Consider the following 25,251-nt stretch of genomic DNA (forward strand, 5'->3'; position numbering starts at 1 on the left):
GTTCTAGTGAGGTCACGACATGGAAGCGCTTGGTCTTCGCGACGAATATTCGGACACAACGGCAGGAGCCAGCCAGAACTCTCTGCAGCTGATCGCCTTTTCGATCGACGAACAGATCTACGGCGTCGAAATCACCACAGTGCGCGAAATCCGCGCCTGGAACGGGGCGACGCCATTGCCCAATACGCGCGAATATGTGCGCGGGGTGATCAATCTGCGCGGCACAATCGTGCCGATCTTCGATCTGCGCGCCCGGTTCGGGGACGGTCAGACCAATCCCACAAAGAACCACGTCGTGGTGGTGATGAGCGTGGGCGAAAAATGGATCGGCATCCTGGTCGATGCGGTTTCCGATATCCTGACGGTCTCAAAAGACGATATTCATGCGGTGCCCGAGGGCAATTCGGGCGATACCGAGCTTTTGAACGGGATCGTTACCCATGACAGCCGCATGGTCGGTCTGATCGACCTCGCCGCCGTAGTCTCGGGCGCCAAGACCGACGCCTGAGGCCCCCCGACTCGAGCGACAAACGCCCCCGCCTGCTTGCGAGCCGGCGGGTTTTGCGTTTCAGGTGAGACGTCCGCCGGTTTCCGCGTCGAACAGATGGACCCTGGCGGGATCGATCGAAACGCCGAGCGTTTGCCCGGGCGCTGCCGCGATGCGTTCGCGGAACAGACCGATCATCGAGGTTTCGCCCAGTTGCATGGTGACCAGGGTTTCCGATCCCATGGGCTCGACGATCAGGATTTCGGCGGTCAGGGCGTCGGGCGCGATCGTGAAGTGTTCGGGGCGGACGCCATAGACCGCCCGCGTTCCCACCGGCACACCCGGCGGGCAGGGCAGGATCGTCCCGTTGGCTTCAAAGCCGTCGGCCCCCATCTGGCCCTCGATGAAATTCATCGAAGGCGAGCCGATGAAGCCGGCCACGAACCGGTTGGCGGGGCGGTCGTAAAGTTCAAGTGGCGCGCCGATCTGCTCGACCCGTCCGCCGCTCAAAACCACGATCTTGTCAGCCATGGTCATGGCTTCGACCTGATCGTGGGTCACATAGACCGTTGTCGTCTTGAGCCGCTGGTGGAGCGCCTTGATCTCGCCGCGCATCACCACGCGCAGTTTGGCGTCGAGATTGGAAAGCGGTTCGTCGAACAGGAAGACCTTGGGATCGCGCACGATGGCGCGGCCCATGGCGACGCGCTGGCGCTGGCCACCCGAGAGCTGGCGGGGGTAGCGCTCGAGATAGGGTTCGAGCCCTAAAATTCCCGCAGCCCATTGCACGCGTTCGGCAATGGTGGCCCTGGGCACGCGGCGATGCTCGAGGGAAAAGCCCATGTTGGCGGCCACGGTCATATGCGGGTAGAGCGCATAGTTCTGGAACACCATGGCGATGTCGCGGTCCTTGGGCTCGAGATCGTTGACGACGCTGTCGCCGATCTCGATCGTGCCCCCGGTTATGGTTTCGAGCCCGGCCAGCATGCGTAAAAGCGTGGACTTTCCGCAGCCCGACGGTCCCACTAGAACCACGAATTCACCATCGGCGATATCGATGTCGATGCCGAAAATGACCTCGGCCTTGCCGTAGGATTTCTTGACGTCGGAGAGCGTAACGGAAGCCATGGATCAACCCTTGAGCCCGGAATGGGCCAGTCCTTCGACGAACTGGCGCTGGGCGATGATGAAAACGATGAGGACGGGGAGCGCCGTCATGGTGGCGGCGGCAAGCTGAACGTTCCACAGGGCGCCGCCATAGGCGTCGGTGAACTGGGTCAGGGCCTGCGGCAGCGTGAAATTGGCCGGTGAGGACAAGAACACGATCGGCTCGAGATAAAGGTTCCAGGAATGAAGGAAGGTAAAGATCGCGACAGCTCCGAGCGCCGGCCGGGCCAGCGGCAGGGCGATGGTCCAGAAGATCTTGAACCGGCCCAGTCCGTCGACGCGTGCGGCTTCCTCGAGCTCTTTGGGAAGCGCGATGAAGAACTGGCGCATGACAAAGGTCGCAAACACCGATGGGGCGCCAAAGATCGGGATGAGGATCAGCGGCCAGTGGGTGTTGATCATGTCCCAGCCCAGAAAGATCTGGAACAGGGGCACAATGGTCACCTCGGCGGGGATCAACAGCCCGATCAGCAGGATCATGAACAAGGTGTTGGCGAAGGGGAACCGGATGCGCGCGAAGGCATAGCCGGCCATCGACGAGAACAGCATGGTGCCGGCGGTCACCAGCGCTGCGATATAGGCCGAATTCCAGTATTGCTGCGCGAAAGGCTGGAGCTCGAAGACGCGCCCGTAGGTGGAAAAATCGAACCGGGTTGGGACGATATCGGGCGGAAAGGCAAAGATATCGGAGATGGGCTTGACCGATGAGGTCACCATCCACCAGGTGGGAAAGACAAACGGAATGAGCAGAACGCTCATCAGGCCGTAAACCAGCACCTTCATGCGCGGGGAAAGATCAGTTTTCATAGAACACCAGCTTGCGGCGCATCTGCCACTGGATGAATGTGAGGACGGCCACGACCACAAACAGAAGGATCGACAGCGTGGCGCCGTAGCCGAATTTGTGGAACTGGAAGGCCTGCTGGTAGAGGTAATAGACCAGAACGGTCGTCGACATGCCCGGTCCGCCTTGGGTCAGAACGGCGATCTGGGCAAAGACCTGGAGCGAGCCCACGATGGTGATGATCGAGGTGAGAAGCACCGTGGGGCTGATCATGGGCAGGGTGATGCGGGTAAACTGCTTGAAAGCCGGTGTCCCATCGACCCGGGCCGCCTCGTAAAGCTCACGCGGCACGCCCTGAAGGGCGGCGAGGAACAACACCATATTGAGCCCGACATTTTTGAACACCTGAACGACGATGACCGAGATCATCGCGGTTGTGGGGTGGCGAAGCCAGTTGGGGCCCTCGATGCCGAAGGTGGCGAGCAGGGCATTGATGCCGCCATTGTTCTGGAGCAGGAAGCCCCAGACGATGGTCCAGGCGACCAGCGAGACGACAACGGGCGAGAAAAACAGCGTACGATAGAGGGTGATGCCTTTGAGCTTCTGGTCGAGCAGCACGGCCAGCAGCAGGGCAAGGCCCATGTTGAAGATCACGAGCCCCACCGAGAAGATGGCGGTTGCCCCCAGAACCTGCGGCAGGCCCGGATCGCTCAGAAGGGTCTGGTAATTGCCCAGCCCTTGGAAGCGGAAGGTCTGGGCCAGGACGTTCCATTCGTGCAGCGAATACCAGAAGACCAGCCCGAGCGGGATCAAAACGAAAACGGTGATGCCGATCATTTGGGGGGCAATGAAAAGATAGCCCGCAAGGCTGTCGCGGCGCTCCATCGTCCAGAACGGACGTTTTCGCGCTGGTGGGGATGAAGATTTGGCCGCAACAGTCATTGGCTTGTATCCGATCAGAGCATCGGGGTGATGCGGTTGCACACCGAGGTCAAAACCGCTTCGACGTCAGCATCGGCCTGCCAGAGGGCGTCGAGTTCGGCGCGTGCCACCTGCTGGATCTCGGCAAAGCCGGCATGGCCGGGCAGAACGACGCCATTGGTGATCCCGGCGACGACGACATTTTCGAGCTGTTGCGGCGAAAGCAGCGGGTTGGTGGTTCCCAGCGTTTCGGCGTTGAGCAGGCTCTGGCGGGCCGGCGGGAAAAACTGCGCCAGCTTGGCGCTGTTTTCGGGGTTGGAGAGGTAGGCCAGAAATTCGACAGCCATATCCACGTTGTCGCCCATGCCAAAGGCGCCGATGCCGGCCTGGCCGATCACCGAATAGTTGCCCGCCGGGCCCGAGGGCAGCGGTACCAGATCCCAGTCGAAGGCTTCATCGCCCTGCGGCAGCAGGGAGGCGCGGGAAATCTGGGTGATGGTCATGGCCGCATCGCCGGTGAAAAAATCGACGTTTTCGCCCGGTCCGGGCATGGCGCCGGTTTCAAAGATCGCCGCGTGGATAAAGCTCATGGCATCGACCATCTCCGCATCGGCAAAGGTGCAGGTGGTGCCGTCTTCGCTCCAGGGATCGGTCCCCCAGCCGCGCCAGATCGAGGCGAGGTTCTGCCAGATCTGGTAGTTGAAATCGCGCACGATGAGACCGTTTGCGCCAGTATCGGCGACTGTGGCGGCGATATCGATGGCATTGTCCCAATTCCATTCGCCCGCTGCGATCAGCTCGGCGGGCGTTTGCGCTCCGGCCTCGGTGATCAGGTCGTTATTGACGAACAGCGCAAAGGGTGAGGTCGAGAACGGATAGGCGTAAAGCTCGCCATCGGCGCGCCACAGGGCTGTGGCCTGTTCGGTTACGTCCTCGAGTTCATAGCCCTCGGTGGCCGCAAATGTTTCGGTCAGCGGCGCCAGGGCGCCCGAATTGACGAAATCTGCTGCCGTTGTTTCCAGAATCCAGGCCAGATCGGGTGCGTTGCCGCCGGCAATCTGGGTGGTGAGGGTGGTTGTGTAGCTGTCGAAGGGGAGCGAATCGAAGGTGACGGTTACGCCGGGATGAAGTTCGGCGAACCCGTCGGCGATCTCGTTGAACATGGCGAGATGAGCCTCGTTGGCGCTCCATATCGTCATGCGCAGATCGACCTGATCCTGGGCCAGCGCCGGGCCGAAGGTGGCCAGCGGTAGGGCGAGACCTGTAAGGGCGGTGGCCGATTTCAAAAGCATTTTGGTGTGCATCATTTCCTCCTCGAGATGATGGTTTGGCGTCAATAGGCCCGGATGTCGGGCCAGCGGATTTCGACGCCGTGGTGATGGAGATGGGTCTGGAAGTCTTCGAGCCGGCGGTCGTCGGCTTGAACGGCGTGGGGCGTGAGCTCGTTGTCGAGGCACCATGCGGCCAGACGGCCCACCACTTCGCCGATGTTCCACTCGACAGGGTGCAGTCGGTAGCAGCCATTGGTGATGTGGGTGGTGCCGATGGTCTTGCCGGCCGGCAAGAGATTGGAGCGATTGCGCGGCAGGAGTGCACCGAGCGGGATTTCGAACGGGCAGGAGGGCACGTCGATATAATTGTCCCCGCCGGTCGAAGGGTGCAGGTCGATCCGGTACATCCCGGTGCCGACACTGTCGCGATAATTGACCGCTCCGGCATCCCCGCGCACCGCGTAGGATAGATCCTGTTCGGTGATGGTGGTCACCGCCCTGATCCGGCGGCTTTCGCGGATATAGGGGGCCATGGCGAGGCCGTGTTCGGTGCCGGTAACGTCGCCGCGCAGACGCAGGCCGGGGAAACCCTGCCCGCCATCGACGCGGGGCGCTTCGGTCTGGAGCCAGTAAAAGACCGAATAGGACAGCTCGGCGGCGCGGGAGAGCCGGTGGGCGTATTCGTCTTCGGTGCAGTCGATGATGGGCGCTTCGAAATAGTCGATCATCGGCCAGTTGACGAGGCAGATGTCGGAGGCATAGGCGCCCGGGGTGAAGTTGCGGCGCGCTGCGATGCGGCGGAAGGTCCAAAGGTTTGCATCGCCCGCATTGCGGCGCTGGTCAGCATCGACGTCCAGGGGATTGTCGTCGGGGTTGGGGGTGAAGCTGCGTTCGACGATTTCGAGCGTGCGCGGATGAGGCGCCTTGAAACCGATCAGCGGGCCACCCCAGAAATCGGGCTGGACGGCGCGCCATTCATCGTAGTTTTTCGGCTTGTCGATCACATGGTTGCCATCGACGTGATCGACGGCAAAGCAGATCGAGACGGCCTGCTGGTTTTCGGGCTGCGCCTCCGAGGGCGCGCTGGGCTCGCCGGTTTCGGCCTGGCTTTCAAAGCCCTTTACGTAGTCGGTGCCGGTCAGGGGCAGCAGGTCGCCCAGTTCGGTGGCGTCGATCACGTATTTGCCCGAAACGACGATCTTTTCGCCGGTCTGAACATGGCGCAGGGTGACAGAGCGTACGCTATCGCCGTCGGTCTGGGCCTCAATGGGCCGATAGGGCTTGAAGAGCTGGAGCCTGCCCATGCCGATATAGGGGGCGAGCCAGGCTTCCATTATCGCCAGGGGCACGCGCGGTTCAACGCACATGCGGCTGACCCAGCCGGCGCCGGGGTTAAGATCGGACCAGTTTCGCGCTGCCTCGTTGAGCGGATAGTGATCGCGGTAGAACTGACGGATGGCGGTGCGCAATTGCCGGAAGGTGCGGGTGCCGCCCATTTGCTCGATCCAGGAATGCTCGTCGGACGGCACGGCCTGGCTGGTCATCTGTCCGCCGATCCAGTCGAACTCCTCGGTCAGAATGACCGAGCGGCCCGAGCGCAGGGCGCCGAGCGCGGCTGCCACGCCGCCCAGTCCGCCGCCGATGATGGCTATGTCTGCAAAATAGTCTTTCACGATATACTCTTGGGTTTGATGGGACCGAGGGTTTCGCCTGCGACCTGCTCGCAGCAAAGCAATGTCTGCTCCAGCTCGGCCCGGCCTTCGAGCCGGGCGATCAGAGCGAGCGTGGCCTTGCGGGCCATCTCCTCGCGGGGAACGGCGTAGGTGGTGAAATTGGTGACGGTGTCGCCGGGCCGGATATGGCTGCCCAGCACGACCATGGAAAGGTCGCCGGGAACGCTCATGCCCCTGGCGATTGCCGCCCGCTTGAGCGGAATGGCGTCGGCCAGTTCCGTCAGAAAGACAATAGTGGCTCCAAGGGACTGGATCGCCGTCAGAAAATCCTCGGGATCGATCTCCACTTTGGGATCGTGAAGCACAAGTTCTCCCGCGTCCGCCATTCCCCTTTTAAAGCCCGTCCACCGGTCGACGGTCGATTCGGCGCCGGTATTGGGGCCGACATAGGCGAATTTGGTGTGGCCGAGCGCCATTGCTTTTTCGACCAGTTTGGCCGTGGCCGTCGCATAGTCGGCCCCCACATAGGGCACCGGTCCCCCTGCATCGTCGCGTCGCCCGACGGCAATGAAGGGGAAGTCGCCCCTGACAAGTTTGGCGAGTTCCTCGGCATCGAACTGACGGCCCAGAACGATGCATCCGTCGGCGAGCCGCAGGCGGTTGGCCTCGCTGAAAATCTGCTTTCGCCCATCGGCGCCGCGTCCCGCCGAGGTCATTAGCAAAAGATCGTACCCGGTCTCCTGGGCGGCTTCTTCAATGCCGAACAGGAATGGCGCAAAGAAATCGGCCTGAGCACTTGGAAAGGCAGGTTCGTAGGTAAAGACGCCGAGAATATTGTTCCGGCCATTGACCATCCGGCGCGCGACCGGGTCGGCGACATAGCCGGTTTCGGCAATCACCTTCTGAATGCGTTCGCGGGTCTGCTCGGGGATGCGGCGGCGGTCATCGGCATTGCCATTGAGGACGAGCGAAACGGTGGCCTGGCTGACGCCGGCGAGTTTGGCAATCGCTTTCTGTGTCATGCGGCCTGACAAGCTGCGCTCCTCCACGGCTTGTTTATACGTATAAGCTGATAATACGTATAAGCGACAAACACCGGTCTGTCAATGTGCGGGCAACTTTCGCTCAACTCCACCATTTTGGGCCGCAAGAATTGCTTTCGGTGTCGCAAATGGCGGTGTAAAAATAATACCAGTTTGCATCCAGCGCCTCCTGTGATTAATTTTTCACAGGGGAGATGACATGATTCAGGACACCATTATTGCGGCGCTGTTGGCCGGGCTTGCGCAGGGCAATGGCCAGCCGCTTTATCGCAGGCTCGTATCGGCCATAGAACGTCTTGTTGCCGAGGGGCATCTCAAGCGCGGCATGCTGCTGCCAAGCGAGCGCGAGCTCGTGGCCAGGCTCGGCGTCTCTCGCGTCACCGTTCGCAAGGCTCTCGATGTGCTTATTGGCGAGGGCATCATTCGTCGGCGACAGGGGAGCCGGACGGAGGTGACGGCGCGCGTCGAGAAATCGCTGGCGCGGCTGTCGAGCTTTTCCGAAGATATGGAATCGCGGGGGTTTTCTCCCGGATGTGTCTGGATTTCCAAGGAGATAACCTTTCCCACTCCGGGAGAGGCGATGGCGCTGGGGCTTGGCCCCAACGCGTCGATATTGCGCCTGAGGCGGGTGCGCACGGCCGATGGCGTGCCCATCGCCATGGAAATCGCCGCCGTGCCGGCGACCATTCTCGGTGATCCCGATCTGGTGGGAGATTCCCTTTACGCAGCGCTCGATTCGGTCGGGGCCCTGCCCCAGCGCGCCCTGCAGCGCATGCAGGCCGGGCCAGCCGATGCGCTCGACAGGGCGCATCTGCTGCTCGAAGACCATGCGAGCCTTTTGATCGTCGAGCGGCGCTGCTTTTTCGGCGACCGCGTTGTCGAATTTACCCAGACCCGCTATCGCGGCGACGTTTACGACTTCGTCCTCGAATTGCACCGATAATACCAGTAAGAAACCAGTTGCCAACCCACCCCCCAATGCTATCGTCCCCCCAACCAAGGATGGATATTTTGCACGCGCTGCTTGAAAAACTCGATGCCGGATTGATCGTCTCCTGCCAGCCCGTTCCGGGTGGGCCGATGGACAATGCGGCTTGCGTTGTTGGCTTTGCGCTGGCCGCGCTGGCGTCGGGCGCAGTGGGATTGCGCATCGAGTCGCTGGCTTACGTCGAGGCCGTCCGGGCGGTCACCGATGCGCCAATCATTGGTATCATCAAGCACGATCTCGACGATTACGATGTCCGCATCACGCCAACCGTCGCGATGGCGCGCGATCTGAGTGCCGCCGGGTCCGATATCGTTGCGTTCGACGCCACGGCGCGCGTCCGGCCCGACAGCATTGGGGACATTCTGGCCGCGATCCATGATGGCGGCTCGCTGGCCATGGCCGACTGCGCCGATCTAAATGATGCCAGAGCGGCGCTTGCCGCCGGTGCCGATTGCATAGGCTCGACGCTCTCGGGCTATGTGGGACAAGGCCCTGAGCCCACACTACCCGATTTCGAGCTTATTGCCGCGATGGCCGGGCTTGGCGGGTTCGTTATTGCCGAAGGGCGCATCCGCAGTCCTGAACAGGCGGCCAAGGCGCTGGCGATGGGCGCCAATGCGGTGGTCGTCGGGTCAGCCATTACCCGCACCGAGCATATCGTTTCCTGGTACAGGGACGCCATCGATGCCCGGAACCACGAAGCTCGCGACACGGCGAGGGGCTGAGCCGATGTCTGAGGGCGTTTCCACAGATACGGTTCTGGCCATCGACATCGGGGGCACCAAGATTCTCGGTGCGTTGGTGTCGGGGGCAGCCATCAAGGAGGCCGTGGACATGCCCACGCCCGCTTCGGGCGACCCACGCGCCTGGATTGCCGACCTTTTGACGCGGGCGCCCGGTTGGCGTGGCCGCTTCAGCCGGGTCGGTGCGGCGGTGACCGGCATTGTCGAGAACGGGCGCTGGTCAGCGCTCAACCCAAAGACCCTATCCATTCCACCCGATTATCCGCTAACCGCAATGCTGGCCGAATTGGCTGGCGTTTCTGCCATAGCCCTCAACGACGCGCAGGCCGCCGCGTGGGGCGAATTTGATCTGGGCGCCGGGCAGGGAACCAGAAACTGTGTCTTTCTGACCATTTCGACCGGGATTGGCGGCGGCGTGGTGGCCGAGGGGCAATTGCTGAAAGGGATGGCCGGGCATTTCGGGCAGTTCCTCAGTGATATAGCCGACAACACGCCCATCGAGAACCGGGCGGCCGGCCGGTGGATGGCTGAAGCGGCGCGGTCCCAAGGCCACGCCACCGATGCACGCGGGGTTTTCAAGGCCGCATCGGAAGGCGAGGGCTGGGCGGACTCCATCATCGCCCTTTCCGCGCACCGCATCGCGACGCTCTGCGCCAATATCCAGCTCGGTCTTGCGCCCGAAAAGATCATCATCGGCGGCTCGATCGGTCTTGCGCCCGGCTTCATCGCGCGCATTGCCGCATTGTTTTCAGATTTGCCATCGCGTCAGCGGCCAACGCTTGTCGCGGCGCAATTGGGCGGGCGAGCGGGCATCGTAGGGATCGCCCGGATCGCTTTGTCATCCGAGGGTAATACGACCAACCAAAGGGAAAACAACCATGCGTAAAACAATTCTAAAAGGCCTGGCGGCCGGGCTCATGACCGCCACTTTACCGCTTGCCGGCGCACAGGCCGCAGTGACCGTACTGGGCTGGCCGGGCGGTCCGGAAGAAACCGCGCTGCGGGCTGTTGTGGAGATTTACAACGGCCAGGAAGGTCTGGCCGAAGAGGACCGCGTAGAGGTGCTTTTTTTCGCCCGTGACGGGTTCTGGGACAAATTGCAGGCCGATCTTGCCGCAGGCACGCAGGCCTTCGATCTCAACCTGATCGCCACCTATTCCATTGGTCGGTATGCGCCGTTCATGGAGCCTGTAACGCTCGCGGACGAGGCCGAAGCCGTTTACGGGGAATCCGTTCTTTCGACCATGCAGTTCGAGGGCAACCAGTATGGTGTGCCCACCGATCTTTCGTTGCATTTCATGTATTTCCGCGAGGATCTGATCGATGGGCTGCTGAGTGATCCGGCGGCAGCGGAAACCTATGGTGATATCTCCGAAGAGTATCTCGGTGAACGCCTTGAACCCAAGGCGCCCGATGAGTGGACCTGGGACGACTATGCGGCCACGGCGCTCTATTTTACCCAGGCGGTCAATCCCGACAGTCCCACGCGCTACGGCACCGTGCTGCAGATGCAGAACCTTCTGTTCAACATGATGGTATGGCAGTCGACGGCGCGTTCGTACGGCGGCAACTGGATGGACGATGAGGGCAATATCACCGTCGATTCCGAAGCATACCGGCGCGGACTCGAACTCTACAAGATGCTCTATGATGCCGGCGCAACGCCTGCGGATTCGACCTCTTATGAGTTCCCCGAAGCCAATGCGGCCTTCGTTTCAGGACAGGTGGCGACGATGCTGCAGTGGAATGGCGCGGCGGGCGAGTTGACCAACCCCGAAACCGCACCTGCCGTTGCCGATACGGTGGCAATCGTTGCCCCGCCGGCTGGGGACGAGGGTCGGTCCACCCATATTCACGGGCTCGGGCTCGGGCTGAACCAGAACGCGCCCAACAAGGACGGGGCACTGGCCTTCCTGCAGTGGCTGTCAACCGAAGACGCAGCGCTTGCCTATGCCGCCAACAGCGGCGCGCCGGCGCTTACGCCCGAAGTCGTTGCGGCCATCGCCGAAGACCGTCCCGATCTGGTTCAACTCGGCGAATTTGCCAGCCAGTACGGCTATGTGATGAATGGGGCGACCGGAGCCAACGCGCTGAGCGTTTATGAGCTTCAGGCCCAGCACTTCACCGGCTACTGGACCGGGCAGGAAACGCTCGACGAGGCGCTGGCTGCTGTCGCCAGCGGTATGGAAGAGCTGCTCAGCGAGTAAGCGCAATGCGAAGCGGTCGGATGGGATCAAGACCGTCCGACCGCTTGTTCTGTTTCAAAGGACCCAATGGAAAAGCGGATGGACAGAAAACGGCATCTCGAATGGGGCGTGCTCAGCGCACCCATGGTCATTTTCCTGCTGCTGTTTCTTGGCTTTCCCGCGCTGGTCAATATCGTTTATTCGCTCTCGAGCGTGAGCTTTCAGACCTTGCGTGCGCCGGAGTTGAGCGGCTTTTCCAATTACGTTTCGGTGCTCACCGATGGGGATTTCTGGCGCGCCATCTGGTTTTCGCTGCGCTTCGGGGTGATCACCGCGCTGGCCGAATGTCTTGTCGGTTTCTTTCTCGCGATCTTTCTGGCGCCGTTGTTTGAAAAGCGCTCCTGGCTTCTGGCTATCATCATGTTGCCGCTCATGGTCGCGCCGGCTCTGGTGGGGTTGATGTATCGGCTGGTGCTGCACGAATTTGTGGGACCGGTCCCCCATTACCTGTGGGCGTGGTTCGGTTCGGCTCCTGCTTTCCTCAATGTGGCAAACGCGTTCTGGACGCTCGTGGTTGTCGAAACCCTGCAGTGGACGCCGTTTGCGTTTCTTTTGTTTTACATGGCGCATCGGGCCATCCCGCTTGAGGTCCGCGAGGCCGCGCAGATGGACGGGTCGACCGGATGGGATATGCTCTGGCGCATCGAAATTCCGCTGATGGCACCCACGATTGCCATTGCGTTGTTCATCCGTTTCATCGACGGCTTCCGGGTGTTCGACAATGTCTATGTGCTCACGGGGAGCGGTCCGGGAGGGTCGACCCGCTCGCTGTCGATCTATGTCTATGAAGCGTTTTTCCGCCAGGGTGAGATCGGGCCCGCGGTGGCTGCATCAGTGCTGTTGTTCATTGCGTCTTTTGGTGTGCTGTTTTTCATCAATCAGGGCCTTGCGAGGAGAGCGAGATGATCGTGACCGCACTGCGCTGGGTGGTCTTTGCCATCGCGGCTTTCGCCCTTAATTTCCCCGTGATCGCCACGCTGGTGACCTCGTTCAAGAGCAGCCGGGAGATCACCACCAATCCGGGCCTGTGGATCGAGGCGCCAACGCTGGAAAACTACATCGCCGTGCTGCAGGTCACCGATCGGCTCAACATCTTTGCCTATCTGTGGAATTCAACCGTAGCCGCGCTGATCGGCACGACGCTGGCCATCATCCTTGCCTTTCCTGCGGCCTATGGTGTGGCGAGGGCCGGGTATGGCCGGCGCATGCTGATGCCGCTAATTGTCAATCTGCGTGCTCTGCCGCTCATCATCTTCGCCATCCCCATCTACATGATGTTTCAATGGGTCGGCCTGCTCGATACCCAATTGGGCCTCGGTTTGATTCTTGTCATCGTCAATCTGCCACTGGCGCTGGTCATCCTCGTCAACGCCATCTCGGACATTCCGGTCGAACTTGATGAAGCGGCGCATATGGATGGAGCCGGCCGGCTCAAGATCATCACCTCGATCATCGCGCCGGTTTGTCGTCCGGCGATCGTCACCACCTTTATCTTCGGGTTCATTACGGCCTGGAACGAGTTTCTTTTCGGGCTGATGCTGACAACGCGCCATGCCGTACCGATGACGGTGGGGGCATCGTTTTTCTTTTCGTCGGGCGGCGGCGGTATCCAGTGGGGCACGGCCTCGGCTGTGATGATTGTCGCCGCGCTGCCGCCGGCGGTTCTGGGGCTTGTCATGTATCGTCAGATCAGCCGGTCGCTGACGGCTGGAGCGGTCAAAGGCTAATCGGTTTTCAGGCGATACGGCGCGCAATGTTGGGGCAATGTGTCGGGACTAGGGTCTTCTTATCGCGATCCTGACGGGTCGCGGTCAAATTAATGGAGACCCAAAAAATGTTTAAAAAGACCACTCTTGCTGTTGCCCTTTCGCTCTTTGCCATTCCTGCATTCGCCCAGACCACGGTCGGCACCGTGCAGGTCACCCCAGAGGGCCTGCCCTATGTTGCAAGCTATTGCGATGAGATCGGTTCGATGAGCGTATCGGACCGGTCTGACTATATGCCAGGTCTTGCCCAGTCGGTCGCTTCGGGCATTTCGCTCAAGACGATCACGGTCAGCGACTGTGAGCGCGCCGGGCTTATCTAAGCCTCTTGCATGACGATCCGATTATCGGCCGGGTTCCTGGGAGCCCGGCCTTTTTCGTGCCCGGGCGATGCAAGGGGCAGGGTTATGGTAAAGGCGGCGCCACCCTGCGGGGACTGCCCGACTTTGATGGTGCCCTTGTGGCGCAGGACGATTTCCTGGACGAGATTGAGCCCCAGGCCGGCGCCGCGCGTGGCCGGCTTTACCCTATAGAAGGGTTCGAAAATCTTTGCGCGTTGTGTGGGGTCGATGCCCGGCCCGCTGTCGCCAACGGTCAGGGTGCCATCGCTTGAGACCGAGACGCTGATCTTGGCGGATTGGCCGGCATGGGAGATGGCGTTCTGGATCAAATTAGTAATAGCACGGGTCAGCGCAATGCTATCACCGTTGACATTGACCGTCTCGGCGTCGCTGCCGAAGTCGATTTCGTCATCGGAGGCGATGACCAGGGGTGCCATTTCCGCGACGGCATCGGCCCCCAGCCTCACCAGGTCGATGGCTTCAAAGCGCGAATGGCCAACATCGATGCGTTGCAGGTCGAGGAGTTGATCGGCGAGGTTGGAGAGCCGTGCCACATCGAGCATCAACTGGGTGCGCTCGGGGCCGGGGTTAAGCAATTCAACGCGGGTCTGCAAAATTGCGATCGGGGTCCGCAGCTCATGGGCAGCGTCGGCCATGAAACGGTGGCGCCGCTCGATACCGTCATCGACCCGGACGAGTGCGTCGTTGAAGGCGGTAACCAGGGGCTGCATCTCGAGCGGGATACCTGCGGTGGTCAACCGCATTCCGGGCTGATCGACATCGATATGGGAGGCTTCTTCGGCAACCTTGTCGAGGCCGCGCAATTCGCGGCGCAGAGTGAGCGGGATGGCGATAATCAGGACCAGGGAGAGGGCGGCGGAAAAGATCACGAAATATTTGTTTGCGAACAGCAGTCCAACCGAAAGCCAGTCAAAGCGCGGACCGCCGCCGGTCGCGATATGGAGGCGACCGGCATCGGATTCGGCCTGGCGAACGATCAGGGACGCGACTTCGGGGAAGGCTTCGCTGCCGAAATCGCCAAAAGAGATGAATCCCAGATACTCAAGGGCGGGGCGAAAGGCGTCTGGGATCGGGCCATCGCTCGCCACCTGCCCGGAATCGGTCCTTACATAATACCAGAAGGCTGGAAACCTATCCTTGATGGATGCGAGTTTGTCATCATCGCCGACGACCAGTTGACCGTCTTCCAGGGACACGGAATCGGCGATGACGGGAATGATGCGGTCATCGAGTCCTACGCCCGAGGCAAACCTGGAGATGGGCACCGATGCGATCAAAGCAAAGGCCATCAGCGCCAGGATCTGGAAAAACACCAGCTTGCGCGTAAGCTTGTATTGCAGCGAGTTCCAGCGCCCCAGGATCATTGCACTTCCCTAAGCAGATAGCCGATACCGCGAATGGCGTGGATTTCGACGCGAGCGGCGGCGAGCTTGCGGCGCAGACGTGAAAGATGGGCGTCGAGAGCATTGGAGGCGATGTCGTCGTCAAAGCCATAGACTGCCTGTTCGAGGGTATCGCGCGAGACGGTGCGCCCGGCCCGCCTGATGAGCGCCTCAAGGGCGAGGAGTTCGCGGCGGGGCAGATCGACCGGCTGGCCATTGATCCGCACCGCGTTGTGTTCGGGCTCGAACTCCAGTGCGCCGATCATGAGCGTTTCGGACCGCATCTGGGCGGGGCGGCGCAAGACGGCGCGCAGGCGGGCCATCAATTCGTCGATGGAAAAGGGTTTGGCGAGATAATCGTCTGCGCCTTCATCGAGCCCTATGACGCGGTTGTCGAGGGACCCCAGGGCCGAGAGAACGATGATGGGCAGGGCAGGGTTTTGCCGGCGCAGCTCGGGAATGAGCGAGAGCCCCTCGCCATCGGGGAGCTTGCGGTCGAGCAGCACGGCGTCATGAGTGTGGCTCAGGGATGCCTCGCGGGCGATCTCGAGGCTGGCCGCGTGGTCGACGACAATAGAGTGGCGCGCAAGTGCGGACCTCAAAACATTGGCCATCTCGTTTTCGTCTTCAACCAGCAATATCCGCATCTAAAACCTTCCTGAGCCCTGTGTTCTTTGCAGGGCTGGGTTGCGCCAACATTGCGCGGTCGGGGCAAGAGTTGCAATGTTGCTGCAATCCAGCGCGCCGATTGATGCCCACATCATTTACTCGCGCCAGTGTTGGATCATGACCGAACACACTCAAACAGTTGCCGACTCTTCTGCCAAGCCCGTTCGCCGCCGCTGGGCCGGGGCCGCCATTGTCCTGTTGATTCTGGCGGGCGGTGGATTTGCCCTCAGCGGCGCTTTCGATGCGCCGCAGGCCCAGGACGTGGCCGACCCGGTGACCGCCGAGCCGCGCGTCATGCAGTTGCACACAAGCGAGGTCTATGACGTCGCGCCGCGCGATCTTTCGGAGGCGATCGCCTTTACCGGCTCGGTGCGCCCGGTCCGGAGCGCGGACATCTCCGCGCAGGTGGCCGGAATTGCCAATCAGGTCCATGTGCAGGCGGGTGACACGGTGTCAGAAGGAGATGTGTTGGTCGAAATCGATGCGACCGACCTCAACCTGCAATTGCGTCAGCAACAGAGCGCGCTCAATTCGACCGAAATCCAGCTCAATGCCGCGCGACAGACGCTCGATCGCGTCCGCTCGCTCGCCGAGCGCGGATCGACGCCCCAGGCAACGCTCGACGCGGCCATTTCCGATGTCGACGGGCTGGAGGCCAGCCTTGCCTCGCTGCAGTCGCAGGTCGAGCAGGTGGAGACAAATATTGAGCGCACCCTTGTCAGGGCGCCGTTCGACGGCACGGTCTCTCGCCGCATGGTCGAGCCGGGACAGGTGGTGGGCCAGGGGGCCGTGGTCATGTCGCTGGTGGATCTGAGCCGTTTGACGGTCGATGCCATGGTGCCGCTGGCGCAAACTGCATCGATTGCGGCGGGGCAGACGGCCAGCCTTGAGGTGCATGGGCTCGATGGTGCTGTGTTCGAGGCGGCGGTCGAGCGGATCAACCCCGTCGCCGAAGAGGGTACACGTTCGGTCGTTGTTCATCTGGGGCTCGACAATCGGGATGCGCAGCTGCGCGGCGGCATGTTCGTCACCGGCCGGATCGTGACCGAATCGTCAAGCGATGCAATCGCCGTGCCCCAGGATGCGGTGCTGGGCAGCGAGGGCGAGCGATATGTGCTGGCGGTGGTCGATGGCGAAGTGACCCGCCAGCCAGTCAGCGTTGAAAAGGTCTGGGACCGGCTGGGCCTGATCGAGATATCCGACGGGGTCGCGGCCGGCGAAGTGGTGGTGGCGTTGCCGCTCTCGGGGCTCGAAGCGGGCCAGAATGTCGTTGTGGGAGCGCTCTAGAGATGTTTTTGACCCGCATCAGCGTCCGTCACCCGGTGTTTGCGACCATGGTCATGGTCGCGATCCTGGTTTTTGGCATCAACGCATTCCGGTCGATGCCGATCGAGCAGTATCCCGATGTCGATTTTCCGGTCGTCGCGGTTCTGACCCCCTATACGGGGGCTGCGCCCGAGGCCGTTGAGACCGAGATTTCCGAGGTGATCGAGGAAGCGGTCAATACGCTGTCGGGGATCGACACGGTGTCGTCGACATCGAGTTCGGGCCATTCGACGGTCATCGTGCAGTTCACGCTTGAAACCGACAGCATACAGGCCGCCCAGGAAGTGCGCGACCGGTTGGCGGCAGTGACGCTGCCCGACGGAGCCGATACGCCCCAGGTCCTGCGGTTTGATCCGACCGCAACGCCCATGGTGTCGCTGGCACTGAGCGGGGAAGGGCAGTCGTTGACTGATCTGACCCGGATCGCCAATGACATCGTTGCGCCTTCCATGACCAATGTCGAAGGGGTAGGCAGCGCGACAGTCGTCGGCTCCACAGAAGAGCAGATCGATATCCTGATCGATCCCGACAGGCTCAATGCCTATGGCATCGGGGTCTCGGAAGTGGTTTCGGCCTTTGCCAGCGACAACATGACAATTCCGTCCGGATCCGTGGATGACGGGCTTCTGGTCCAGACCGTGCAGCTCAACACCGAGCTTGATTCCATAAACGATTTTGCGTCCATCGTGGTGGCACGGCAGGGCAGCCAGACTATCATGCTGGGTGATGTGGCCGAGATCGCGCGCGGTCAGTCCGAGCTTGACGGGCTGGCACTTCAGAACGGGGAACAGGCGCTGGCGATCAACATCTCCAGGGTCGATGGCGGCAATACCGTCGAGATTGCCCATGAGGTTCACGACCGGGTTTCCGAGCTCAACGCAGGCGGAATGCTTGAGGGTGCGCGGATCGAGGTGCTTCAGGACAGCGCCGAGCAGATCGAAGCCAATTATCACACGCTCGAATCCACGCTTTTGGAGGGCGCCCTGCTCGCCGTGGCTATTGTTTTTCTGTTCCTCAATTCGTGGCGGTCGACGGTGATCACCGGCATGACGCTGCCGATTTCGATCCTTGGAACGCTGGCAGTCATTTCCATGCTGGGGTTCTCGCTCAACATGATGACCATGCTGGCGCTGACGCTGTCGATCGGCATCCTGATCGATGATGCGATCGTTGTGCGTGAGAACATCACCCGGCACCTGCACATGGGCAAGAGCCATTTCCAGGCGGCGCTCGATGGGACCAATGAGATCGGGCTGGCGGTGTTAGCAACAACTCTTTCGATCTGCGCGGTCTTTTTGCCGCTGGCCTTCATGGACGGGATCGTGGGGCAGTTCTTCCTGCAGTTCGGTGTGACCGTTGCGGTTGCCGTCTTGATCTCGCTGTTTGTCAGCTTCACGCTCGACCCGATGATGTCGAGCGTCTGGTACGATCCGGACGCCCACCCAGGTGCCAGGCGCGGACCTTTGGGCCGGGCAATTGCAAAATTCGAGCACGGGTTCGAGGCGCTGGGTCGACGCTACAAGAAAGTGCTCGGCTGGAGTCTGCGCCATCGAGTGATGACCTTGATTGCGGCGTTGGGGATCTTTGTTTCGAGCTTTGCGCTGGTGCCTTTGGTGGGGTTCGAATTCATGCCGGTGAGCGACAGCAGCCTGATCAATATCGAGGTGGAAACTCCCATCGGATCGTCACAGGACTATACGGCGATCAAGGCGCGGCAGGTCGATGCCATCGTGCGCGGCATTGACGGTGTCGAGAACACCTACACCAATGTCAATTCGGGCACGGCGAGCGGCGAGAATATGGCGGCCATCATCGTCAATTTGCTCGATCCGGGTGAACGCGAACTCTCTGACGTCGCGATCATCGAGGAGATCCGGCGCGCCACGGCAGTAGTGCCGGGAATCGCATTGACGGCCAGTGCCGGCGGCGGGCTGGGGGCTGGCGGTGCCCCGATCACGCTCAATCTGCGCGGCGGCGATCTCGAGGGCCTGACCGAGGGTGCGCGAATGGTTGCCAATGCGGTGGCCAGTGTGCCCGGTGCTATCGACGTCAAGATGAGCACGCAACAGGCCCAGCCCATGCTCGATATCGTGATGGATCGGCAGGCGGCGAGCGATCTGGGCATTTCGGCGCAGCAGGTGGGTTCGGCGATGCGGGTGATGATCGCGGGCGAAGTGGCCAGCGAATGGACCAATGAGCGCAATGACCGTATCGACGTCATGGTGCGGCTGCCCCAGGAGTTGCGATCCGATATCGATGGGCTCTCCAAGCTGCCAATTGCCCAGCAGGCCAATAGTGGCATGGCGATGTCGGTCACGCTCGGGCAGGTTGCAAACCTTGCTCGAACGCTGGGGCCGAGCGAGATCGAACGGCAGGCGCTGGCGCGCCAGATCACGATCAGCGCCAATGTAGATGGCCGCGTGCTGGGCGATGTGATTGCCGATATCGATGTGGCGGTGGCGGCACTGGATTTGCCGGCGGGCGTTGCGATCGAGCAGGGCGGCGATGCCGAAATGCTGGCCGACACCACATCGAGCATGGGCGCGGCGCTGCTTCTTGCCGTTGTGTTCATCTATCTTGTTCTGGCCAGCCAGTTCGGCAGCTTTTTGCAGCCGATCGCCATCATGACTGCGTTGCCGCTCTCGCTAGTGGGTGTTTTGGTGGGGCTGATGGTGGGCGGATCGACGCTCAATATGTATTCGATGATCGGGTTCATCATGCTGATGGGGCTGGTGGTGAAGAACGCCATCCTATTGGTCGACAACACCAATCAGCACGTCAGGGCCGGACTGCCACTCAAGGAGGCCCTGATCGAGGCGGGCGGTACGCGGTTCCGACCCATCATCATGACCACGCTGGCCATGATCTTCGGCATGCTGCCGCTGGCGCTGGCGCTACATCCGGGAAGCGAGGCCAATGCGCCCATGGCGCATGCGGTGATTGGCGGGCTTATCAGTTCGACACTTCTGACATTGCTCGTCGTTCCGGTGATGCTGACCTATGTCGAAGGCTTCGGACGACGGGTGGGGCGATTCCTGCCCAAGGCGCCTGACGATCAGGGGCATCCGGCGATGCTTTGAGCAGGCAGATCGGGCGCCAAGCGCGTTCAGCGGCTGGTTGATTCGCTTCAATCGTTCGAAGTCTTTGTTGGATTGCGCGTCCGAACCGGACAAACGGTGCCCTTGTTAACGAGGCGTTCTAGAAAAACTCGACTTCGCCTGAATTGGTGCGCGCGGCGATGCCCGAAAGGGACTCGTCGCGCAATTCGTCAAGGGTCAGGGTCGACCAGACGCCTTCGGCTGCCTGGGCATCACTGCCATCAGAGAGGTCAGCGATCTTGCGGGCAGCGTCGGCCATGTTGCGGCAGCGTTGTTCGATGCGGTCCTGCATCTGGAGGGCGACGACAATTTGGCGGATGGCGGTGGAACGGGCTGCGTTGCAATCGATCGAGGTGTCGCCGAGGGTGAGAAGGCTGGCGGTGATGCCATCAACCATTTCCGCCGTCTGGCGAGCGGTTTCTTCCAGCTCTCTGGCCAGCTTGTGCAAGCTCATGCACGGCACCCCCGATTCACAATCATGGCGATCATAATGGCAGACTTCTAAACCGATGCTTGCTATTTGGCGCTATCCGTAGTCATCGCCGGTTAGGGTTAGCAAATGGCTAACGAATGGCGCGATAGGGTCGGAAAAATTCAATGGGAAACCGGTTCGCGCCGGTTTTGCAGAAAAGGTGCAGGGAAGCGGTCAATGCCGTTTGAATTATCTTGATGCCCGATACTTTCACCCGTGGCGTGGTGACCACCGTTCACCAGGGCGATTGTGTAATTTCAAGCCAGCCGGATGCGACGTTTTCGACGATTTTGGGCTCGTGTATTTCGGCCTGCGTACGCGACAGGGTGGCGCAGGTGGGTGGTATGAATCATTTCCTTCTGGCCAGCCAGTCGGGGTCGTCCAAGGACAGGTTCGGGGAATCGGCGCGCTATGGCGCGTTCGCCATGGAACAGCTCATCAATATGGTCCTGACCAAGGGAACGGGGCGGAAAAGCAACCTCGAATTCAAGGTGTTCGGGGGCGGCAACATTCATGCGGGCATGCATGATGTGGGGATGAAAAATATCGAGTTCGTTCGCGAGTTCCTGGGCAATGAAGGCTATATCCTTTCAAGCCAGGACATGGGTGGCAGTTACGCCCGGCGGGTGATGTTCCAGCCCCATACGGGCCGGGCTTTCGTCAAGCGTCTCGATTCGACCGATAACGCCAAGCTGGTCCGCGAAGAGTTGGCGATTGCAAACCGCCAACCCGCCAAGCCTGTGCTCGACGATATCGAATTGTTCTAGCACCAATCTGCATTCAGACTGGTCCGACGCCCGTCAGGCAAAGCGCCGGGCGAGGGCGACGCAGACAACGATGATGGTGGCGGCCGCCAGCATCGAGGCGGCGATGGGTTCGCCCAAGACAAGACCTGCAAGCGTCAGCCCAAAAAAGGGCTGGAGCAATTGGAGTTGTCCGACGCCGGCGATGCCGCCGAGCGCCAGACCGCGATACCAGAAGACAAAGCCGACCAGCATGGAAAACACCGAGACATAGGCCAGGCCGAGCCAGGCTGGGGAACCGATGGAATGCCATGAGTGCGGCAGGTTGGCGAGCGCCAGTGCGGCCATGAGCGGTGCCGACAGCACCAGAGCCCAGCAGATGACCTGCCAGCCGCCCAGCCGCCGCGACAGCTTTGCGCCCTCGGCATAGCCCAAACCGCATACTATGATGGCCGCGACCATATAGAGGTCGCCGATTAGCGATCCCGCGCCGCCACCCGAGATGGCGAAGACGATCACGATGGCGCTGCCTAATCCCGAAAACAGCCAGAAGGCGGGGCGAGGGTTCTCGCCGCCGCGCAGGACGGCAAACGTTGCTGTGGCTAGTGGAAGCAGACCGATAAAGACAATGGAGCGTGCCGATGTGATGTGCTCGAGGGCCAGTGCCGTGAGCAGCGGAAATCCGATAACCACGCCGACGGCGACGATGACCAGCGATAAGAGATCGGCGGGTCGGGGGCGGGGCTGACCGAGTGCCGCAAGGCAGGTTGCAGCAAGCAGTGCGGCAATGGCAGCGCGGGCCGAAGTGAGAAACAGCGGGGTGAAATCGGCGACTGCGACACGGGTGGCTGGGAGCGAGCCAGAGAAGATGACGACGCCGAGCAAACCGCTGCCCCAGCCCTTAAGAGATGATTTCAATTTACTCGGACCCTTTCCAATGAGCGCACGACGCTAGAGAGAAGGGGCTGGCCAGGACAGGCACAGATCAATACAATAATGAAAAATTGTATTGATAGGGGCGGGCATACATTTGAATGTGATCGGGCAGATTGGCGGACGGACGGCGACTGTGATGCAGGTAATCAGGGGGCGGGTGGCCAGCCGGGTGCTGGTGGCTGGCGACCGGTTGCCTTCGATCCGTGCGCTGGCCGCCGAGACGGGCGTTTCTCCCTCGACCGTGGTCGAGGCCTATGACCGGCTGGTGGCCGAAGGGGTTATCCGGGCGAGACGGGGCTCGGGGTTTTACGTTTGCGCGACGGCGCTGCCACCCCTGGCTTTGGCCCAGGAGATCGCGCCCAAGGAACGCGACATCGACCCATTCTGGGTGTCGCGGCAATCGCTTGACGCGGACCCCCAAGCGCTCAAGCCCGGTTGTGGCTGGCTGCCAGCGGACTGGATGCCCGCCGAGGCGATCCGCAAGGGCATGCGAGCCTTGGCCCGGAGCGGGGATGGCGCGCTTGTCGATTATGGTTCGACGCGCGGTTCGGTAGCGCTGCGGCGCATCATCAGCAGGCGACTGGCGGCAGACGGCGTGGAGACGGCGCCCGACCAGCTCTTGCTCACTGCGTCGGGGACCAGCGCCATCGATCTGGTGTGCCGTTTCGTGCTGCGGCCCGGCGATACGGTTGTGGTGGACGATCCGTGCTATTTCAATTTCCGGGCGCTGCTGCGCGCTCATCAGGTGAAAATCGTCGGGGTGCCCTATACGCCGAGCGGGCCCGATATCGAGCGTTTTGAGGCGGTTCTGGCCGCCGAGCGGCCAAAACTCTATGTCACCAACAATGGCTTGCACAATCCGACGGGGGCGATGGTTTCGGCTCAAACCGCGCACAGGGTGCTGTCAGCCCTGACGGCCCATGACGTCACGATCATCGAAGACGATATCTTTGCCGATTTTGCGCCCGAGCCGGTGCCGCATCTGGCGGGTCTGGACGGGTTGGATCGGGTGGTGCGCATCGGGAGCTTTTCAAAGACGGTTTCGGCTTCGTTGCGCTGCGGCTATATCGCGGCGCGCCCTGACTGGATCGAGGGGCTTATCGATCTCCAGATCGCCGCAGGGTTCGGCGGACCGAGCCCTGCGGCCACCGAAATCGTGGCCGGGGTTCTGGCCGGGGGCGGATATCGCCGCCATATCGAGGAGCTGCAGCGCAAGCTGGCGCGGGCGCAGGGCGAAACGGCGGTCGCGTTGGGGCAGATAGGGATCGAGCCGTGGATCTTGCCACGGGGCGGATTCAACCTTTGGGGGCAATTGCCCGATGGGGCGGATTCAGCGCAGGTGGCGCGAACGGCCCTGGTGGACGCCGTCATTGCGGCGCCGGGTAACGTCTACAGCGCGTCGGGGACCGCCGGGCGTTTCATGCGGTTCAATGTTGCGCAGTGCGGAGACCCGAAAATCTTCGCTGTGCTTGAAAAGGCGATACGGAGCCAGACGGGGTAAGGCGAAAACCTTCCCACAATCTTACCGCGAACGTGTCTCGCTCACGAAGCGTTAACCATAGGCTTTTAGGGTGGCGCGACGCATTCTTTTTGTCGGCTGTCCATTGGCTCGAACCCGCCTCGTTACCGCATTGCTGGCGCTCTGGTCGGCGACCCTCGCGGTCTGCCTGTTTCTGGCTGTCAATTTTTCTTCTCTTTCATGGTGGCCGCTGGCGACTTCCGGGATCTGGGTGGTGGCGATTGCGGTGAGTTTTGCCGTCGCAATCCTGGCTGACCGAGCGCAGCGCCATGTGCTGTCGGCGTTGGGCGAGGCGGTGGGAAGCGGCCCGATCGGGAAAAGCCGTGAAATAGAGCATATGCGCGCCATCACCGCCAATCTGTGCCTGCGGCTCGAACGCGCCATGACCTATTGCACGGCATTCGAGACGCTTGCGCGGCCGGCCATGCTGGTCGATGGACAGGGCGTTATCGTTAAGATGAGCGCCGGGCTGACGGCCCTGGCGCCCGAATGCGCCGAAACCGATACGGCTGCGGCTCTGTTGGGCGTTGCGGTCGCGCTTGGGGATGAACCTGCCAATTATGCCATATCGCTTTCCGGTCAGCGCCATATGGCAAACGTCAGCGCGCTCGCCCCGGACCGCTGGCTGATCGAGATCGACCGGCCGGGCCGGGTGGTTCCGGCTCACGTGCTCGACGAGATTGGGCAGGCGCTGGTCGGCGGGCATGTTGGCTACAGGATTGGCACCGACATCGTCGAGGACGTGCCCGAGTTCGACCTGGTCAACGCAGGACTGGCAACGCTCGATGCGGCGGCGGTACGGCTCGATGCCCTGGCGCAGGGCACCCCGATCACACATGACGGCCGCAATGACGGCCTGGCGGCCCGGATCACCGGGCTGGCGCGGCAGATCGAAGGCATCGATTCAGAACGCCAAGCAGCGCTCGATATGCACAGGCGAGCCCGCGAACGGCTCGAAAAGGTCGGCGCGCTTGTCGAAATCTGCCGCGAGGGGGCCCAAACCCTGACGCGGTCGGCCAATGATGCGCGCAACCATATGGAGACGGCGCGTGGTGAGATCGATGCCGGCCGGTTGCTGGCCGGGCGCAGCGCTGAAGGGACCAAAGGGATCAGGGCAGATGTCGAGACCGCCATGTCGTCGGCCGAGGAGACTAGCCAGCGGGTGATGGCGGTGACCGGACTGGTGGGCAAGATCGACAAGCTGGTGGCGGGCATCGAAGAGGTGGCGTTCCGTACCAACCTTCTGGCGCTCAATGCCGCCGTTGAAGCAGCGCGGGCCGGGGAGAAGGGGGCGGGGTTTGCCGTGGTGGCAAGCGAAGTGCGCGAACTGGCTCAGGTGAGCGCCAAAACCTCCAAGGAGATCAGGGCCTTGGTCAAGTCCGGGCTGGGCGAGGCGGATGCCGGAACGCAGGGGGCGCGGGCATTGGCGGAGACCATGGGTGCGGTTACAGCCCATTTACTGAATTTAAGTGAGGAGACGGCAATGATCGGGGCCAGTCTGGCAAGTGGGGACCAAGCGCTTGTGGCGGCGCGCGCCGATGTCGATCTGATCGGGGACAAGGCTAAACAACAGGCCGAGGCGCTTAATGCGCAGCCGGCGGGGCAATCTGCCGACAGAGCCTAGCTTTTTCTGGGCGCAGGACGGCATCGGGGAGTCG

General features: G+C 61.6%; 23 protein-coding genes. 13 read left to right on the top strand and 10 right to left on the bottom strand.

Features of this window, described 5'->3' with window-relative positions:
• The first annotated feature begins 19 nt into the window (after positions 1–19).
• Positions 20–508: a chemotaxis protein CheW gene (locus V6617_RS02555; RefSeq protein WP_014132240.1), complete on the top strand. Its 489-nt coding sequence runs from the start codon at positions 20–22 to the stop codon at positions 506–508.
• A 60-nt stretch (positions 509–568) separates the two neighbouring features.
• Here V6617_RS02555 and V6617_RS02560 read toward each other — a convergent pair whose 3' ends face one another.
• The 6 genes from V6617_RS02560 to V6617_RS02585 are packed head-to-tail and all read right to left on the bottom strand — an operon-like array spanning position 569 to position 7,325.
• Complete coding sequence (locus V6617_RS02560) at positions 569–1,615, bottom strand: sn-glycerol-3-phosphate ABC transporter ATP-binding protein UgpC (RefSeq protein ID WP_338608896.1); 1,047 nt, start codon at positions 1,613–1,615, stop codon at positions 569–571.
• Between the two features lie 3 nt (positions 1,616–1,618).
• The gene (locus V6617_RS02565; protein WP_338608897.1) at positions 1,619–2,461 is read right to left on the bottom strand and encodes a carbohydrate ABC transporter permease; all 843 of its coding nucleotides are present in this window, start codon (positions 2,459–2,461) and stop codon (positions 1,619–1,621) included.
• A complete protein-coding gene (locus tag V6617_RS02570; protein ID WP_338608898.1) occupies positions 2,451–3,380 on the bottom strand; it encodes a sugar ABC transporter permease in 930 nt (309 codons plus the stop codon). Before V6617_RS02570 ends, V6617_RS02565 begins: the two co-directional genes overlap by 11 nt.
• A 14-nt stretch (positions 3,381–3,394) precedes the next feature.
• On the bottom strand, positions 3,395–4,663 hold the full coding sequence (locus V6617_RS02575) for an ABC transporter substrate-binding protein (protein WP_422394841.1): 1,269 nt from the start codon (positions 4,661–4,663) through the stop codon (positions 3,395–3,397).
• A 29-nt stretch (positions 4,664–4,692) separates the two neighbouring features.
• Positions 4,693–6,303 (bottom strand): FAD-dependent oxidoreductase, encoded by a 1,611-nt coding sequence (locus V6617_RS02580; RefSeq protein WP_338608899.1) that lies wholly within the window; start codon positions 6,301–6,303, stop codon positions 4,693–4,695.
• Positions 6,300–7,325 carry a LacI family DNA-binding transcriptional regulator gene (locus V6617_RS02585; RefSeq protein WP_338608900.1) on the bottom strand — a complete coding sequence of 342 codons (1,026 nt, stop codon included), beginning with the start codon at positions 7,323–7,325 and terminating at the stop codon, positions 6,300–6,302. Before V6617_RS02585 ends, V6617_RS02580 begins: the two co-directional genes overlap by 4 nt.
• A gap of 220 nt (positions 7,326–7,545) precedes the next feature.
• Here V6617_RS02585 and V6617_RS02590 point away from each other — a divergent pair, with 220 nt between their 5' ends.
• The 7 genes from V6617_RS02590 to V6617_RS02620 all read left to right on the top strand — a co-directional run bounded on the left by V6617_RS02590 (position 7,546) and on the right by V6617_RS02620 (position 13,409).
• The gene (locus V6617_RS02590) at positions 7,546–8,289 is read left to right on the top strand and encodes a GntR family transcriptional regulator (protein ID WP_338608901.1); all 744 of its coding nucleotides are present in this window, start codon (positions 7,546–7,548) and stop codon (positions 8,287–8,289) included.
• A gap of 59 nt (positions 8,290–8,348) precedes the next feature.
• Positions 8,349–9,059 (top strand): putative N-acetylmannosamine-6-phosphate 2-epimerase, encoded by a 711-nt coding sequence (locus V6617_RS02595; protein ID WP_338608902.1) that lies wholly within the window; start codon positions 8,349–8,351, stop codon positions 9,057–9,059.
• A 4-nt stretch (positions 9,060–9,063) separates the two neighbouring features.
• Positions 9,064–9,963 (top strand): ROK family protein, encoded by a 900-nt coding sequence (locus tag V6617_RS02600; protein ID WP_338608903.1) that lies wholly within the window; start codon positions 9,064–9,066, stop codon positions 9,961–9,963.
• Positions 9,956–11,284 carry an extracellular solute-binding protein gene (locus V6617_RS02605; protein WP_338608904.1) on the top strand — a complete coding sequence of 443 codons (1,329 nt, stop codon included), beginning with the start codon at positions 9,956–9,958 and terminating at the stop codon, positions 11,282–11,284. Before V6617_RS02600 ends, V6617_RS02605 begins: the two co-directional genes overlap by 8 nt.
• A 78-nt stretch (positions 11,285–11,362) precedes the next feature.
• The gene (locus V6617_RS02610; protein WP_338608905.1) at positions 11,363–12,229 is read left to right on the top strand and encodes a sugar ABC transporter permease; all 867 of its coding nucleotides are present in this window, start codon (positions 11,363–11,365) and stop codon (positions 12,227–12,229) included.
• Positions 12,226–13,050, top strand: coding sequence for a carbohydrate ABC transporter permease (locus V6617_RS02615; RefSeq protein WP_338608906.1), 825 nt, complete (start codon positions 12,226–12,228; stop codon positions 13,048–13,050). Before V6617_RS02610 ends, V6617_RS02615 begins: the two co-directional genes overlap by 4 nt.
• Positions 13,051–13,157: 107 nt before the next feature.
• Positions 13,158–13,409: a hypothetical protein gene (locus V6617_RS02620; RefSeq protein ID WP_338608907.1), complete on the top strand. Its 252-nt coding sequence runs from the start codon at positions 13,158–13,160 to the stop codon at positions 13,407–13,409.
• On the opposite strand, the gene V6617_RS02625 is transcribed toward V6617_RS02620, so the two are convergent.
• Positions 13,406–14,812 (bottom strand): HAMP domain-containing sensor histidine kinase, encoded by a 1,407-nt coding sequence (locus V6617_RS02625; RefSeq protein ID WP_338608908.1) that lies wholly within the window; start codon positions 14,810–14,812, stop codon positions 13,406–13,408. The genes V6617_RS02620 and V6617_RS02625 overlap by 4 nt on opposite strands.
• Positions 14,809–15,477 (bottom strand): response regulator transcription factor, encoded by a 669-nt coding sequence (locus V6617_RS02630; protein ID WP_338608909.1) that lies wholly within the window; start codon positions 15,475–15,477, stop codon positions 14,809–14,811. Before V6617_RS02630 ends, V6617_RS02625 begins: the two co-directional genes overlap by 4 nt.
• Before the next feature lie 139 nt (positions 15,478–15,616).
• On the opposite strand from V6617_RS02630, the gene V6617_RS02635 reads away from it, so the two are divergent.
• Both V6617_RS02635 and V6617_RS02640 read left to right on the top strand, forming a co-directional pair.
• Positions 15,617–16,786 (top strand): efflux RND transporter periplasmic adaptor subunit, encoded by a 1,170-nt coding sequence (locus tag V6617_RS02635; RefSeq protein ID WP_338608911.1) that lies wholly within the window; start codon positions 15,617–15,619, stop codon positions 16,784–16,786.
• Positions 16,787–16,788: 2 nt separating this feature from the next.
• Positions 16,789–19,905 (top strand): efflux RND transporter permease subunit, encoded by a 3,117-nt coding sequence (locus V6617_RS02640; protein ID WP_338608912.1) that lies wholly within the window; start codon positions 16,789–16,791, stop codon positions 19,903–19,905.
• A gap of 118 nt (positions 19,906–20,023) precedes the next feature.
• On the opposite strand, the gene V6617_RS02645 is transcribed toward V6617_RS02640, so the two are convergent.
• The gene (locus tag V6617_RS02645) at positions 20,024–20,377 is read right to left on the bottom strand and encodes a hypothetical protein (RefSeq protein ID WP_338608914.1); all 354 of its coding nucleotides are present in this window, start codon (positions 20,375–20,377) and stop codon (positions 20,024–20,026) included.
• 215 nt (positions 20,378–20,592) lie between these two features.
• On the opposite strand from V6617_RS02645, the gene V6617_RS02650 reads away from it, so the two are divergent.
• Positions 20,593–21,162, top strand: a complete 570-nt coding sequence (locus V6617_RS02650) for a hypothetical protein (protein WP_338608915.1) — start codon at positions 20,593–20,595, stop codon at positions 21,160–21,162.
• Between the two features lie 33 nt (positions 21,163–21,195).
• On the opposite strand, the gene V6617_RS02655 is transcribed toward V6617_RS02650, so the two are convergent.
• A complete protein-coding gene (locus tag V6617_RS02655; RefSeq protein ID WP_338608916.1) occupies positions 21,196–22,056 on the bottom strand; it encodes a DMT family transporter in 861 nt (286 codons plus the stop codon).
• A 154-nt stretch (positions 22,057–22,210) separates the two neighbouring features.
• On the opposite strand from V6617_RS02655, the gene V6617_RS02660 reads away from it, so the two are divergent.
• The gene (locus tag V6617_RS02660; RefSeq protein ID WP_338608917.1) at positions 22,211–23,575 is read left to right on the top strand and encodes a PLP-dependent aminotransferase family protein; all 1,365 of its coding nucleotides are present in this window, start codon (positions 22,211–22,213) and stop codon (positions 23,573–23,575) included.
• A gap of 103 nt (positions 23,576–23,678) precedes the next feature.
• Positions 23,679–25,217: a methyl-accepting chemotaxis protein gene (locus tag V6617_RS02665; protein WP_338608918.1), complete on the top strand. Its 1,539-nt coding sequence runs from the start codon at positions 23,679–23,681 to the stop codon at positions 25,215–25,217.
• Positions 25,218–25,251 lie beyond the last annotated feature (34 nt).

It is taken from the genome of Pelagibacterium nitratireducens (assembly GCF_037044555.1).
Lineage (GTDB): Bacteria > Pseudomonadota > Alphaproteobacteria > Rhizobiales > Devosiaceae > Pelagibacterium > Pelagibacterium nitratireducens.